The 13,682-nt window shown below is 68.2% G+C and carries 12 protein-coding genes; 8 read left to right on the top strand and 4 right to left on the bottom strand.

Translation table 11 applies throughout. The features are described from left to right. Positions 1 to 50: 50 nt before the first annotated feature. The gene (locus tag ACXMYJ_RS07185; protein ID WP_443187758.1) at positions 51 to 1,631 is read right to left on the bottom strand and encodes a flavin-containing monooxygenase; all 1,581 of its coding nucleotides are present in this window, start codon (positions 1,629 to 1,631) and stop codon (positions 51 to 53) included. Positions 1,632 to 1,790: 159 nt separating this feature from the next. Between ACXMYJ_RS07185 and ACXMYJ_RS07180 the strand changes: the two genes are divergently transcribed. The 6 genes from ACXMYJ_RS07180 to ACXMYJ_RS07155 all read left to right on the top strand — a co-directional run bounded on the left by ACXMYJ_RS07180 (position 1,791) and on the right by ACXMYJ_RS07155 (position 8,488). Continuing rightward, a complete protein-coding gene (locus tag ACXMYJ_RS07180) occupies positions 1,791 to 2,825 on the top strand; it encodes a 2Fe-2S iron-sulfur cluster-binding protein (RefSeq protein WP_443187716.1) in 1,035 nt (344 codons plus the stop codon). Between the two features lie 70 nt (positions 2,826 to 2,895). Beyond that, positions 2,896 to 4,077, top strand: coding sequence for an acyl-CoA dehydrogenase family protein (locus tag ACXMYJ_RS07175; protein ID WP_443187717.1), 1,182 nt, complete (start codon positions 2,896 to 2,898; stop codon positions 4,075 to 4,077). 8 nt (positions 4,078 to 4,085) lie between these two features. Next, on the top strand, positions 4,086 to 4,994 hold the full coding sequence (bphC, locus tag ACXMYJ_RS07170) for a biphenyl-2,3-diol 1,2-dioxygenase (protein WP_460355000.1): 909 nt from the start codon (positions 4,086 to 4,088) through the stop codon (positions 4,992 to 4,994). Further along, entirely contained in the window at positions 4,991 to 6,451 is a 1,461-nt protein-coding gene (locus tag ACXMYJ_RS07165) for an FAD-dependent oxidoreductase (protein ID WP_460354998.1), read from the top strand. Before bphC ends, ACXMYJ_RS07165 begins: the two co-directional genes overlap by 4 nt. Before the next feature lie 214 nt (positions 6,452 to 6,665). Beyond that, on the top strand, positions 6,666 to 7,538 hold the full coding sequence (locus ACXMYJ_RS07160) for an IclR family transcriptional regulator (RefSeq protein WP_460354995.1): 873 nt from the start codon (positions 6,666 to 6,668) through the stop codon (positions 7,536 to 7,538). After that, complete coding sequence (locus ACXMYJ_RS07155; RefSeq protein ID WP_460354992.1) at positions 7,535 to 8,488, top strand: alpha/beta hydrolase; 954 nt, start codon at positions 7,535 to 7,537, stop codon at positions 8,486 to 8,488. The genes ACXMYJ_RS07160 and ACXMYJ_RS07155 overlap by 4 nt, the downstream gene beginning before the upstream one ends. Here ACXMYJ_RS07155 and ACXMYJ_RS07150 read toward each other — a convergent pair. After that, a complete protein-coding gene (locus ACXMYJ_RS07150) occupies positions 8,431 to 9,669 on the bottom strand; it encodes an NADH:flavin oxidoreductase (RefSeq protein WP_460354989.1) in 1,239 nt (412 codons plus the stop codon). The two genes, ACXMYJ_RS07155 and ACXMYJ_RS07150, sit on opposite strands and share 58 nt — an antisense overlap. Before the next feature lie 100 nt (positions 9,670 to 9,769). Here ACXMYJ_RS07150 and ACXMYJ_RS07145 point away from each other — a divergent pair, with 100 nt between their 5' ends. Together ACXMYJ_RS07145 and ACXMYJ_RS07140 are read left to right on the top strand one after the other, a co-directional pair. Beyond that, a complete protein-coding gene (locus ACXMYJ_RS07145) occupies positions 9,770 to 10,120 on the top strand; it encodes a hypothetical protein (RefSeq protein WP_460354986.1) in 351 nt (116 codons plus the stop codon). Further along, positions 10,113 to 10,742 (top strand): Dabb family protein, encoded by a 630-nt coding sequence (locus ACXMYJ_RS07140; protein WP_460355131.1) that lies wholly within the window; start codon positions 10,113 to 10,115, stop codon positions 10,740 to 10,742. The genes ACXMYJ_RS07145 and ACXMYJ_RS07140 overlap by 8 nt, the downstream gene beginning before the upstream one ends. A 54-nt stretch (positions 10,743 to 10,796) precedes the next feature. Here ACXMYJ_RS07140 and ACXMYJ_RS07135 read toward each other — a convergent pair whose 3' ends face one another. Beyond that, positions 10,797 to 11,684, bottom strand: a complete 888-nt coding sequence (locus tag ACXMYJ_RS07135; RefSeq protein ID WP_460354984.1) for an SDR family NAD(P)-dependent oxidoreductase — start codon at positions 11,682 to 11,684, stop codon at positions 10,797 to 10,799. Next, positions 11,681 to 13,603: a flavin-containing monooxygenase gene (locus ACXMYJ_RS07130; RefSeq protein WP_460354981.1), complete on the bottom strand. Its 1,923-nt coding sequence runs from the start codon at positions 13,601 to 13,603 to the stop codon at positions 11,681 to 11,683. Before ACXMYJ_RS07130 ends, ACXMYJ_RS07135 begins: the two co-directional genes overlap by 4 nt. Positions 13,604 to 13,682 lie beyond the last annotated feature (79 nt).

The raw sequence follows: 13,682 nt of genomic DNA, 5'->3' as shown, positions 1-13,682 counted from the left end.
CCTGCTGCCGTGACGCTTTCGCGAATCGAGGCAGCGGAACCGCAATCGCTCTACGGCGGCGCCTCGATGAGGGTGAACCCCTTGTATCCGGCGTCGGCCACCTCGGCGCAGATGTCGAGGTAGACGCCGAAGCCGCCGATGAAGAGCATGAACACCCGCGGCTTGCCCGGTACGTTCGCACCCATGTACCAGGAGTTGGCACGCGGGAACAGCGTGGCGTCGGCGCGTCGGTTGCATTCGGCGATCCAGTTGTCCACCGCCTCGGTGGTCGCCTCGATCCCGGCCAGGTCATGCTCGTCGAGATACGCGATGGCGTCGGCGATCCAGTTGATGTGCGCCTCGGCGTGCAGCACCATGTTCGCCAACACCGCGGGCGCCCCGGGACCCGACACCAGAAACAGGTTCGGGAATCCGTCGACGCCCAGTCCGAGATAGGTGCGTGGACCGTCCGACCAGTCGTCGACCAGCGTCTGTCCCCGGCGCCCGACGATGTCGATCTTGGCCAGGGTTCCGGTCAGGGCGTCGAAACCGGTGGCCAGCACGATCGCATCCAGCTCGAAATGCGCGTCGGTGGTGTTGATGCCGGTGGCGTCGACGGTGGTGATCGGGGTCTCGCGGACACTGACCAGCTGCACGTTCGGCCGGTTGAAGGTCTGGAAGTAGTTGGTGTCGGTACAGATTCGTTTCGTGCCGATCGGGTGATCGTTCGGGATCAGAAGCCGCGCGACCTCCGGGTCGTCGATGACCGCCCGGATCTTCTGCTCGTAGAACTTGCGGGCTTCCTCATTGGCGTCCAGATCAATCATCTGATCAGAGAAGGTCTTGGAGAACAGCACTCCGCCGAGCTGCCAGCGCTTCTCGAACGCTTCGCGACGTTCCTCGGGTGTGGCCTCCATCGTCAGCTTCGGATGTGCCACGTGCGGTGATCCCCCGCCGCTGCGCCACGACATGCGGCGCCGCTCGTCGTACGTGGCTTTCGCATGCGCGACCTCGTCGGCGGTCAACGGCCGGTTACCCGCCGGCACACTGTAGTTCGGGGTGCGCTGGAAGACGACGAGATGCTCGGCCTGTTCGGCGATGATCGGGATGGACTGGATGCCTGACGATCCGGTGCCGATCACACCGACCCGCTTCCCGGTGAAGTCGACACCGTCGTGCGGCCAGTCGGCGGTGTGATAGATCTGCCCGCCGAACGTGCCCAGCCCGGCGATGTCGGGCGTCAACGGTGACGACAGGGGTCCGGTGGCCATCACCACGAACCTGGCCTCGACGACCTCACCACGGTCGGTGGTGACCACCCAATGCAGCGTCTTCTCGTCGAGGACGGCAGATTCCACCCGGGTGTCGAAGGTGATCCCGGAACGGAGGTCGAGCTTGTCGGCGACCCATTTGATGTAGTCCAGGATCTCGGCCTGGGTGGCGTACTTCTCGGTCCAGGTCCACTCCTGCTGCAGTTCATCGGAGAACGAGTAGCAGTAGTCGAGGCTTTCGACGTCGCAGCGCGCGCCCGGGTACCGGTTGAAATACCAGGTGCCGCCGACCTCCGGGGCGGCCTCGAACACCCGCACCGACCATCCCTGGGCCCGGAACCTGTGCAGGGCGTACAACCCGGCGAAACCCGCGCCGACCACGACGACGTCGACAGGACTCTCAGTACTCACACGGTGCACGCTAGGACCCCATCGGTCACCCACTCCGTACGTCTCCCGGTCAACGGGCACCGGGATTTCTTCCCGCCCACCGGTAGCCCGGCCACACCGCAGCGGCATCCTGGGCCAGGATGGTCGGCCGTGAACGACGTGTCCCGCACCGTGGCCCTGACCGTCACCGACGTCATCGTGGAGAGCCGGGATGCGAAGTCACTGGTTTTCGCGGTGCCCGGTGAGCACCGGGAACGGTTTGCCTACCGGCCGGGCCAGTTCCTGACGCTGCGCATCCCCAGCGAGCTGACCGGTTCGGTGGCGCGCTGCTATTCGCTGGCCAGCTCACCACACACCGACGACGCCCCGAAGGTGACCGTCAAACGCACCGACGGCGGCTATGGATCGAACTGGTTGTGCGACAACGTCTCTGTCGGCGATGTCGTCGAATCTCTGCTGCCCTCCGGTGTTTTCACGCCGCAGCATCTCGACGGCCACTTCCTGCTATGGGCCGCGGGCAGCGGCATCACACCGGTCATGTCGATCCTGAAGTCGGTGCTCACCGCCGGGACCGGCCGGGTGGTGCTGTGCTACGCCAACCGGGACGAGGCCTCGGTGATCTTCGCCACCGAACTGCGCGAGCTCGCCGCTCGCTACGCCGGCCGGCTGACCGTCCTGCACTGGCTGGAATCCGTACAGGGACTGCCCACCCGCGCACAGCTGAGCATCTTCGCCGGGTTGTTCTCCGGCTACCAGTCCTTCATCTGCGGACCGGCCCCGTTCATGGCGGTGGTCAAGGAGACCCTCACCGAGGCCGGTGTCCCGCGCGACCACATCCATCTGGAGGTTTTCCAGTCCCTGGAGGGAGACCCGTTCGCCGACGTACCGGCCGCCGCCGTGACCGACGATGGCCGGGCCGTCGACGCCGAGGTCGCGATCGACGGCGACGTGCACCGGCTGCGCTGGCCTGAAGAACACACTCTGCTCGACACCATGCTGGCCGCCGGCATCGATGTCCCCTACTCGTGCCGCGAGGGGAACTGCGGATCGTGCGCTGCCACCGTCTCCGGCGGTCAGGTCGACCTCGGCAACGCGACGATCCTCGAACCCGAGGACATCGCCGAGGGGCTGTTCCTGGCCTGCCAGGCCCACCCGGTTTCCGACCCGGTGAGAATCGAGTTCTGAGCCGGGGAATCACTTCCGCTCACCGGGAAAAGGGCAACAGGCCACGGTCTGAGGCGGCACCATCAAATCCATGACACAACGGGTGATCGACCGCATCGCCGACCTGGCAGACCAGCTCCGCGAGCAGGCCGTGGAGGCCGAGACGATCGGCAAGCTCACCGATGACACGGTGAAGACGATGAAGCAGGTCGGGTCCATCCGGCTGCTGCAGCCCAAGCAGCACGGCGGCCTGGAGGTCCATCCGCGGGAGTTCGCCGAGACGGTGATGGCCACCGCCGCGCTGGATCCGTCCGCCGGCTGGATCAACGGCGTCGTCGGCGTGCATCCCTACCAGCTGGCCTACGCCGATCCCCGCGTCGGCCAGGAGATCTGGGCCGAGGATGTCGACACCTGGGTGGCTTCGCCCTACGCGCCCCAGGGCGTCGCGGTACCCACCGACGGCGGCTACATCTTCACCGGGCGGTGGCAGTTCAGTTCCGGCACCGATCACTGCGACTGGATCATCCTGGGTGCGATGGTCGGCGACGCGGACGGTAAGCCGCTGATGCCGCCGCAGATGCTGCACATGATCCTGCCGCGCAAGGACTACGAGATCGTCGAGGACTCCTGGGACGTGGTCGGGTTGCGCGGCACCGGGTCCAAGGACGTCATCGTCGACGGCGCGTTCGTGCCCGACTACCGGACCATGGACGGCCTGAAAGTCATGGACGGCACCGCCCAGCGCGAGGCCGGGATGACCGAGCCGCTGTACCTGATGCCGTGGTCGACGATGTTCCCGCTGGGCATCTCCTCGGCCACCATCGGCATCGCCGAGGGCGCCTTGGCCGCCGCGCTGGACTATCAGCGTCAGCGCGTGAACTCCAGCGGCGTCGCGATCAAGGACGACCCCTATGTCATGTACGCGATCGGCGAAGCCGCCGCCGACATCAACGCCGCCCGCCAGGAACTGCTGGCCAACGCCGACCGCATCTACGACATGGTGGCCGCCGGTGAGGAGGTGTCCTTCCAGGACCGCGCCGCCGGACGGCGCACCCAGGTCCGCGCGGTATGGCGCGCCGTGTCCGCCGTCGACGAGATCTTCGCCCGCTGCGGCGGTAACGCCGCCCGCATGGACAAACCGCTGCAACGCTATTGGCGCGACGTCCATGTCGGCCAGGCCCACGCCATCCACGTCCCGGGCACCGTCTACCACGCCTCGGCACTGAGTTCGCTCGGAGTGGATCCGCAGGGACCCCTGCGGGCGATGATCTAGGGGTGGTCATGAGTCTGATCAAGAGCCTCGGCTATGTCACCGTGCAGGCCACCGACATGGCGCGGTGGCGGCACTTCGCCTTCGGCGTACTGGGTTTCGCGCAGGGCAGCGGACCCGATCCGGACGTCCTGTACCTGCGGATGGACGAACGGGCCGCGCGCATCATCGTCACCCCCGGCGACGTCGACAAGATCGCGACGGTCGGCTGGGAGGTCCGCGACCACGCCGCCCTCGAGGACGTCAAGCGTGCCCTCGAAGGAGCCGGCACACCGTACAAGGAACTGTCCCTGGCCGAGGCCGACACCCGCAGGGTCGAAGAGGTCATCGCGTTCCAGGACCCGGCGGGCACCTCGCTGGAGGTGTTCCACGGCGCGGTTCTCGACCACAGCCCGGTCGTCACGCCGTTCGGCGCGACGTTCGTGACCGGCGATCAGGGACTCGGACACGTCGTGCTGCCCGCGATGGACGTCAACGGGATGTTCGAGTTCTACACCGGCGTCCTAGGATTCACATCCCGCGGGGCGTTCCGCGTCCCGGCGCCACCCGAATTCGGCCCGATCCGGGTCCGCTTCCTCGGCGTCAACCAGAGACACCACAGCCTGGCGCTGTGCCCGTCCGCCACGTTGCGCGACCCGGGTCTGATCCATCTCATGGTGGAGGTCGACACCCTCGACGCGGTCGGGCAGGCGCTCGACCGGGTGACCAGGGACGGCTTCCAGTTGTCCTCGACGCTGGGCCGCCACACCAACGACAAGATGGTGTCGTTCTACGTGCGTGCGCCCGGCGACTGGGACATCGAGTTCGGCACCGAGGGCATGCGGGTCGACGAAACCTATTACACCGCCGAAGAGATCACCGCCGACAGCTATTGGGGCCACCAGTGGGTCGACGACCTGCCGGCGGCGATGCGTCCGTGAGCTCCGACGTCGTCCCCGTCCCGGAGTCGGAGATCGCCGCCTGGGACCACGAAGCCGACGTCGTCGTCGCCGGATACGGGGTGGCCGGCGCGGCAGCGGCGGTGGAGGCCGCACGCGCCGGCGCCGACGTGCTCGTCCTGGAACGGACGGGTTCCTGGGGCGGGGCCGCGTCGATGGCGGGGGGCTTCATCTACCTCGGCGGCGGCACCGCGCTGCAGAAGGCTTGCGGTTTCGACGATTCGGTCGACGACATGACCGCCTACCTCGACGCGGCCATGGGCCCGGGGGCTGACGAGAACCGCATCGCCGACTACTGCGCGGGTAGCGTCGCACACTTCGACTGGCTCGTCGGATGCGGTGTGCCGTTCAAGGCGGAGTTCTTCGGCGAACCCGGGTGGGAACCGATGGGCGACCAGGGCCTGATGTACTCCGGCGGCGAGAACTCCTTCCCGTTCAACACCATCGCCGCACCCGCCCCGCGCGGCCATGTTCCGCAGATGTCGGGCAAGGTGCAGGGCGAGGCCAGCGCCGGGTACATGCTGATGAAGCCGCTCGTCGAGACGGCCGCCGCTGCCGGCGCGCGCGCCCTGTACGACGTTCGGGCCCAACGGCTTGTCGTCACAGGTGACGGACGGGTGGTCGGGGTGGTGGCGCGTCGCTACGGCACCGAGATCGCCGTGCGGGCGCGCCGCGGAGTCGTGTTGGCGGCCGGCAGTTTCGCCTACAACGACGCGATGGTCGCGCATTACGCCCCACGCATCGCCGGCCGTCCGGCGGCATCGATCGAACAGCACGACGGCCGCGCCATCCAGATGGCCCAGGCGCTGGGCGCCGATCTGGCCCACATGGACGCCACCGAAGTCGCGATCTTCATCGACCCCCAACAGCTCGTGCGCGGCGTTCTGGTCAACGAACGCGGACAACGCTTCGTCGCTGAGGACACCTACCCCGGTCGGGTCGGACAGCTGACGCTGTATCACCAGAACAACACCGCCTACCTGATCCTTGACGGCGACGCCCAGGACGAGGCGATGGCCTCGCTGTCCCCGCAGCTGATGATGCGCCCACCCACCTGGGTCGCCGAGACCGTCGCCGACCTGGAGACCGAGATCGGGCTGCCGCCCGGGTCGCTGCAGGCCACCGTCGCCGCGTACAACGACGGGGCTGCCCGCGGGGTGGATCCGCTGCTGCACAAGAAGGCGCAATGGCTCAGGCCGATCGGCTCGCCGGTCGGCGCCGTCGATCTGCGCGACAGCACCGGCGGGTTCACCCTTGGCGGCCTGGCCACCACCCTCGACGCCGAGGTGCTCCACGTCAGCGGCGAGCCCATACCCGGCTTGTTCGCCGCCGGCCGGTGCACCGCCGGCTTGGCCGCATGGGGCTATGCCAGCGGCATATCTCTCGGCGACGGCAGCTTCTACGGGCGGCGCGCCGGCCGCAGCGCCGCCCGCCTCTGACTTCCCGCCAGCCCGTCGCTCTTTCTGAGCGCCCCTCAGCGGCGAGATTGCGCCCAGCGCGGCCTTCCGTCCACAAAGCCCTCGCGGAATGCGATTTCGGCGGCTCTTTCGCAGTGCGCCCGGCCATTCATGTGACAGCGAGCACAGCGGTGTGGTAGTTCTATATGACCAATAGGTATATGCCTATTAGAAGTATTACTTTCGGAGGATCCCGATGACCGTGACCGTCGACCGACCCGCACCCGCCGCGAAGGCCGCCCCGGAGACCCCGAGCGCGGTGATCGACCGGGTCTCTCTGGTGCTCGACGCGTTCGACGGCCCGGGCCGGCTGACGCTGGCGCAGATCGTGCGAAGGACCGGCCTGCCCCGCTCGTCGGCGCACCGCATGCTGGAGCGCCTGGTCCAGTTGCGCTGGCTGCGGCGCAACGGCCGCGACTACGAGCTGGGAATGCGACTGGTCGAACTCGGCTCGCTGGCTGTCCACCAGGACCGGCTGCACAAGGCCGCGATCCCGATGCTGCACGAACTTCACGCCGCCACCGGGCTTGTCGTCCACCTTGCGGTGCTCGACGGACCCGATGTCGTGTACATGGAGAAAGTCGGCAACCGGATGACCGCGGCCCTGCCGACCCGCGTGGGCGGCCGTCGGCCGGCCCACTGCGCCGCGGTCGGCAAGGCGATCCTCGCCTACACCCCCGAGAAGGACGTCGAGGTGTTCGACACCGATTTCCTGCCGCGGCTCACCAAGTACTCCATCTCGACGCATGCCCAGCTGCGCACCGACCTGGCGAAGGTGCGCTCCCACGGCGTTGCCTTCGACCGCGAGGAGTCGGTTCCGGGCTTCGGCTGCGTGGCCGCCCCGATCGGCGATCCGGGCCACGCGGCGGCCGCGGTGTCGGTGTGCGGTCCGATGAGTCATATGAAGTTCGACCAACGCCTCGTCGCTCCCGTACGGATGGCGGCGATGCGTATCTGGCGCGCCGTCGACGGCGGTCCTACCCGCGTGGCACCCACGCTGCAGCAGATGCGCCCGCTGCGCGGCGGCCCGGTCCCCCGCCCCGGCCAGACCACCACGCCGCCGGCATGAAGCTCGATCCGCAGATCGCCGCCATCATCGAAACCCTGGATTCCGGTTTTCCGCCCGTCCACACGATGACGGGCGAGCAGGCACGCGCCGCGATCCGGTCCCGGTTCGTCCCCGCCGCGCAGCCCGAGCCCGTCGCCTCCGTCGAAAACGCCACGATACCGGGGCCGGCAGGGCCGGTCCCGGTGCGTGTCTACCGGCCGTACACCGAAGTCGACACACCTTTGCCCACATTGGTTTTCGCCCACGGCGGCGGTTGGGTGTTCTGCGATCTGGACAGTCACGACGGGTTGTGTCGAGCCTTCGCCAACGGCATGTCGGCGGTGGTCGTGTCGGTGCACTACCGTCGGGCCTCCGAAGAGGGCCTGTGGCCGGCAGCCGCCGAGGACGTCTATGCCGTCACCGCGTGGGTCGCCGAGCACATCGGCGCGTTCGGAGGCGACGGGTCGGCGGTGCTGGTCGGCGGCGACAGCGCCGGAGGCAACCTGGCCGCCGTCACCGCATTGATGGCCCGCGACCGGGGCGGGCCTACCTTGGCCGGGCAGATGCTGCTCTATCCGGTGATCGCAGCCGATTTCGACACCGAGTCCCATCGACTGTTCGGGCGCGGTTTCTACAACCCCCGGCCCGCTTTGCAGTGGTACTGGGACCAGTACGTGCCTTCTCCAGCCGACCGCATCGACCCCTACGCCTCACCGCTGCGCGCCGGGGATTTCACCGGCCTGCCGCCGGTCGTCGCGGTGGTGGCAGGCCACGACCCGCTGCGCGATGAAGGGCTGGCCTATGTCGAGGCGCTCGAAGCGGCAGGAGTACCGACCGCGTGCCGGTACTTCGAGGGCGGAATCCACGGATTCATGACGATGCCGTCGCTGGACATCTGCCTGCGCGCCCGCACTCAGGTTTGCGCGGACGTCGCCGATCTGGTCGGCAGCATCGGCTCTGCCGCGCCGTAGCGCTGGTCGGGGTCCAGAACGCAGTGCGTGCGGTCGAACACGGTGACCATGCACTTGTTGTTGTGAGTGCACCGACTCCGCACGGCAGAGTCGGCGATCATCGTGTTCACCAGGTCCGGTTCGCGCAGCAGCGCCCGGCCCATGGCGACGAACCCGAACCCTTCACGCATGCCGGTCTCGACGTGCTCACGGTTGGTGATGCCGCCGAGCAGGATCAATTTCGTGTTGCGCATGACCGGCACGAATTGCCGTGCCGCGCGCAGCATGTAGAGATCCCGGTACGGATAGCTGCCCATCACGGCCTTGCCCATCAGCCGGACTCCGGGACGCAGCATCGGGGGCATCACCGTGGCGAATTCGCGCACCGGCACGTCACCCCGGAACAAGTACATCGGCCGGTACACCGACGACCCCTGGGTCAGCTCCAGCGCGTCCAGCGTCGCGTCGGCGTCGAGCAGTTGCGCGGTGCGCAGCGCCTCGTCGATCCAGATGCTGCCGGGCAGCCCGTCGTCCATGTCGAGCTTGGCGATCACCGCGATGCGGTCGTCCACCACATCGCGCACCCGCTGCGCGATTTCCCGCACCAGCCGTGACCTGTTGTCGATGCCGCCGCCGTACTCGTCCTTGCGGCGGTTGATCAGCGGGCTCAGGAACGAGCTGGGCAGGTAGAGATGCCCGAAATGCAGTTCAACAGCGTCGAATCCGGCCTCCACGGCGACCTGCGCGGCCCGGCCGAACTGGTCGATGACGGTGGCGATCTCGTCTCGGCGGATCTCCCGGCAATAGGCGAACGAGGTCGGGTTGACGAACCGGCTCGGCGCCACCGCGGTCACTCCCGTCAGCTTCCTGGGCGCCACCACGCCGGCATGGCCGAGCTGAGCGGAGATGCCGGCACCGGCGTCGTGCACCGCGTCGGTGAGCCTGCGCAGCCCGGGAAGCGCGTCCCGGTTCATCACGATCTGCCCGGGCGCACTGGCTCCCTGCGGTGAGACACAGCAGTACGCGACGGTCGTCATCCCGACCCCGCCCTCGGCGAAGCTGCGGTGGAACGCGATCAGATCGTCGGTCACCATGCCGTCCGGCGAACGGCCCTCCGACGTGGCGGCTTTGACGATCCGGTTGCGCAGCCGCACCGGTCCGAGGCTGACAGGCGCGAACGGATCGGGGCTGAGATCGGTCATCCCGTAACCGTCGACCCCGCGGACCGGAGCGTCAACGGAGGTATCCCGATGGCCGGGATCGGCGCCGTCACAGCCGGGTGCGGACCCTAGTCTCGCTCGCATGGCCCCCACGTTCGAGGTCTTCGTCGTCGACCGGGTGGTGACCCGGCCAGGGTGTGCCCGCGAGTTCGTCGACACCTACCTCGGCGGGTACGCTCCGGAAGCCCGCGCGCGCGGCATGAGTCTGCGCGACGTTCTTGTCTCGCCGCCGATCTGGTTCGACAGCGAACCCAACACCGTCACCATCACCTGGTCGCTGCCGAGCGCGCGGGCCTGGTGGGAGATGACGTGGCAGAGCAGGCCCGACCCGTCGCTGGGCGCGTGGTGGGACGGGGTTGCCCACCTCATCGTCGAACGGGAGCGCAGCGCTGCCGCGCGCTACGAGCACGTCGATGGGCTCTGCGATGTATAGCGTGACCCGCCTGGTCGACGTGGACGAGACCGACCGCCGCCGCGTGCTGGAGGCACTCCAACGCCTGGCCGAGCAGAGCGGAGCCGTACGACACCTTGTCGCGCCCACCCTTGCGGGCAGCCGCAACGGCGGCGACCTTCTCGTGCACCTGCGTTTCGACAGCGCCGAGGACTGGGCGTCAGTCGCCGACCGGTTCGACGCGGCACTGCACGACCCGGCGGTCAGCCGCGTCAACGGGGTCGGCTATCACGGTCTGGCGCAGCGCGTCCCGGACCGCGATCCCGGAACCGTCTACCGGACGCTGTTGTTGCGCACCGCACCGGGCACCGACGCCGACACGCTGGCCCGGTTCGAGACCGACCTGCGACTGCTGCCCGGCTACGTCTCGACGATCAGCGCCTGGCAGCTGAGCCGGCCCGACCACACTGTCGGCGCATCGCCGTGGACTCACGTGTTCGAGCAGGAGTTCAGCGATGCCGACGGCATCATGGGCCCCTACCTGATGCATCCGATCCACTGGGCCGTCGTCGACCAGTGGTTCGATCCGGAGTGCCCGGAAGTTGTTGTCCGGGACAGGGTCTGCCACAGCTTCTGCCTCGACGACGCCCGGGTGCTGCGCTGACGCCGCCGGCTGCGCTGACGCGCCGGCCGCCGGCCGCTGCGGCACGGTCGCCGGCTACAGACCGGCGGGCTGGATGTTCGGGTTCGCGTTGGCCGGCGGTTCGAGCGGCGGCAACTCCGTGGCGCCGTCCAGGCTGTGCACGGTCATTCGCTGCGACCACGGGTAGTGCAGACTGAATGCCACCAGGCCGGTGCGCACCGCGGCCGGCAGGTGGCACATCGCCAGCACCGTCTCGGCCAGATACTCCACCGGCTCGGTCGGGAAGGTGTCGGGGATCAGGCTCGCGGCGCCTGGGGTCCGGACGGCGCTGGACGGGCCGACGACGTTGACGGCGATGTTGGAGTCCAGCAGTTCGGCGGCCACTCCCTGGGTGAACCGGTGCAGCGCGGCCTTCATGGAGGCGTAGATCACGTCGCCGGACGACTTGTTGTACTCGCGGTAGGGCCGTGCGGGCGCCAGGCCGGTGACCGACCCGATGTTGACGATCCAACCCGCTCCTTGTCGGCGCATGTGTGGAACGGCCTTCTGGGTCAGTACGAACGGTGTGCGCACGTAGTGGTCGACGGTGCGGTCGAACGTTTCCATCGGCATCTCTTCGATGACGGAGTAGTCGGCGTAGCCGGCGTTGTTGACCAGGATGTCGATCCGGCCCGTGCGCTCGACGACCCGGTCGACCAGTCCGGCACGTGCGTCGGCGTCCTCGAGATCGCAGGCGAGCCCGAACGCCTTTCCGCCGGCTGCCTCGATCAGCGCGATCGTCTCGCCGATGGTGCCGGGCAGCTCCACCTGCTGCCCGGCGCGGGTCGACGGTGACGGCTGGTAGGACCTGGCGGTGACGGCCACCGTGGCGCCCTCGGCGGCGAGCCGCTGCGCGATGGCGCGTCCGATACCCCGGCTACTTCCGGTGACCAGAGCTGTTCTGCCGGACAACAATTCACTCACCGAAGCTCCAGATCCGCTTCATCGGGGGTGCGGTGGCTCTGCCACACGTCGATCAGCCGGAACGGGAACGCGGTGACGATGCGGCCGCCGCCCGAGCGGTAGTACGTGTGCGCTGTCGGGGTGTGACACCACACGGTCTGCGCCATCGCGTCGTCGATCTTGCGGACGTAGTCGGTGAACGCCTTCGAAGTGACCTCAAGGGTGGCGGCTCCCCGTTGCGCCATCAGCTGCAGGCATTCCATGACGTAGTGGACCATCACCTCGACGCCGAAGTTGTGGCCGGCGCCGTGGCCGGGACTGTAGTTGGGCGCCGACGAGATGAACATGTTGGGAAAGCCGGGGACGAGCCCGCCGCGGTAGGCCGCGGGACTGTCGCCCCAGACCTCGGTCAACCGCACGCCGTCGCGGCCGCGGATGTCGACCGTGGACAGGAAGTCGAGGTGGTAGCCGGTGGCGTAGATGATCACGTCGAGGTCGACCTGCCTGCCGTCCGCGGTGACGATACCGCGCTCGTTCACCTGTGCCGGCTCGGCGGCCTCGACGTCGACGTGTTCACGGGTCAGTGCCGCGTAATAGCCACCGGGGTCGCGAATGATTCGCTTACCGTATGGCGCGAAATCCGGGGTGACCTTTTTCGCGAGTTCGGAATCCTTGCCGAACATGCGGTCGATGTACTCCTGGCACAGGCGCAGCAGCACGTCGTTGGCCGGCGAGATCGACAGGTGGTCGGCAGCCCATTCCGGATCACGCACGATGACCGGATAGTTGTTGTCGGCGGTGCCCCAAAACGATTTCAGGCGAACCCAGTTGGCGTAGAACGGGATGTGGGCGTTCAGCCAGCGGCGATGTTCGGGGACGTCGTCTGTCAACCGCTTCCGCGGTGCCACCCAGTGCGGTTGGCGCTGGAACACCGTCAGGTGCTCGACGTCGTCCACACACGCGTCGACGATCTGCACCGCGGTGCACCCGGCGCCGATGATCGCGACCTTCTTGCCGCGCAGCGAGAGATCGGGATCCCACTCGGCGGAGTGGATGCTCACGCCGCGGAACGACTCCCGCCCGGCCAGATCTGGCCAGCGGGGTCGGTTGAGGTATCCGGCGGCCGGGATGACCACGTTGGCGTAGCTGATTTCTCGGGCGCCGTCCGCGGCCGCGGTGCGGATCTCCCACTGCGAGCGTCGGTCGTCCCACCACAGCGCCTCCACCTCGGTGCTGAACCGGATGTGGTCGCGCAGCGCGTTCCGGTCGGCCACCGACTGCAGGTACTGCTGGTACTCCGCGCCCTGCGGGTAGTAGCTCGACCAGTTGCCGTTGATGTCGCGAGACAGCGAGTAGTACGCCGACGGGGTGTCGACCCCGATGCCGGGGTAGACGGTGGTGTACCAGGTGCCGCCGACCTCGTCGTTACGGTCGATGATCTCGTAGTCGATCCCGGCGGCCGCGCATTCCAGCCCCGCCGCCATGCCGGCGATGCCGGCCCCGACGATCACGACCTTGAAGCCGTTGGGCAGCTTCGCGGTTCGGGGCAGCACCGGCTGGGAAGGGTGGAAGCCACCTTGTTCCAGCAACAGGCCGCGGTACTCCTCACCCACCTCGGTACCCAATGCCAGCGGGGCGACTCGCGCGAACAGAGCGGGATCGTCGAACGCCAGGCGGTCGGGCCGGCGCGGCCGGGTCAGCGCCGCGACCAGCTCATCGACGAGCACGTCAAGCGTGTCCGGGTCGGTGACGCCGACGTGCTCGGGCGGGTCCGGCTCGAACGAGAGCTTAGGCGCGTACCGATCGACCACGCTCAGGTCGCCGGTCAACTGCGCCAGCACCGCCACCAGGATTCCGGCGTCGGCACGGTGCAGGTTGGTCCGCATCTCGTCCGGGTCGAGCGTCCCGTCGTCGGCAGCCACGGTCACACCGGTCGTCATCGATCCTCCTCGGGTCCGGGGATCGAGTATGTGAGCGTCGGGACGGGTCCGCGGCGCCCTTGTCTACTGAGCGGGACGC

It is taken from the genome of Mycobacterium sp. ZZG (assembly GCF_054786995.1).
The sequence above is the reverse complement of the archived record's forward strand: the minus strand, read 5'-3'. Positions and strand labels throughout refer to the sequence as shown.

Coding starts and splice junctions, on each gene's coding strand:
- ACXMYJ_RS07175 (WP_443187717.1), top strand. CDS start 2,896: ATGACACAACGGGTGATCGACCGCATCGCCGACCTGGCAGACCAGCTC.
- bphC (WP_460355000.1), top strand. CDS start 4,086: ATGAGTCTGATCAAGAGCCTCGGCTATGTCACCGTGCAGGCCACCGAC.
- ACXMYJ_RS07160 (WP_460354995.1), top strand. CDS start 6,666: ATGACCGTGACCGTCGACCGACCCGCACCCGCCGCGAAGGCCGCCCCG.
- ACXMYJ_RS07155 (WP_460354992.1), top strand. CDS start 7,535: ATGAAGCTCGATCCGCAGATCGCCGCCATCATCGAAACCCTGGATTCC.
- ACXMYJ_RS07150 (WP_460354989.1), bottom strand. CDS start 9,669: ATGACCGATCTCAGCCCCGATCCGTTCGCGCCTGTCAGCCTCGGACCG.
- ACXMYJ_RS07145 (WP_460354986.1), top strand. CDS start 9,770: ATGGCCCCCACGTTCGAGGTCTTCGTCGTCGACCGGGTGGTGACCCGG.
- ACXMYJ_RS07140 (WP_460355131.1), top strand. CDS start 10,113: ATGTATAGCGTGACCCGCCTGGTCGACGTGGACGAGACCGACCGCCGC.
- ACXMYJ_RS07130 (WP_460354981.1), bottom strand. CDS start 13,603: ATGACGACCGGTGTGACCGTGGCTGCCGACGACGGGACGCTCGACCCG.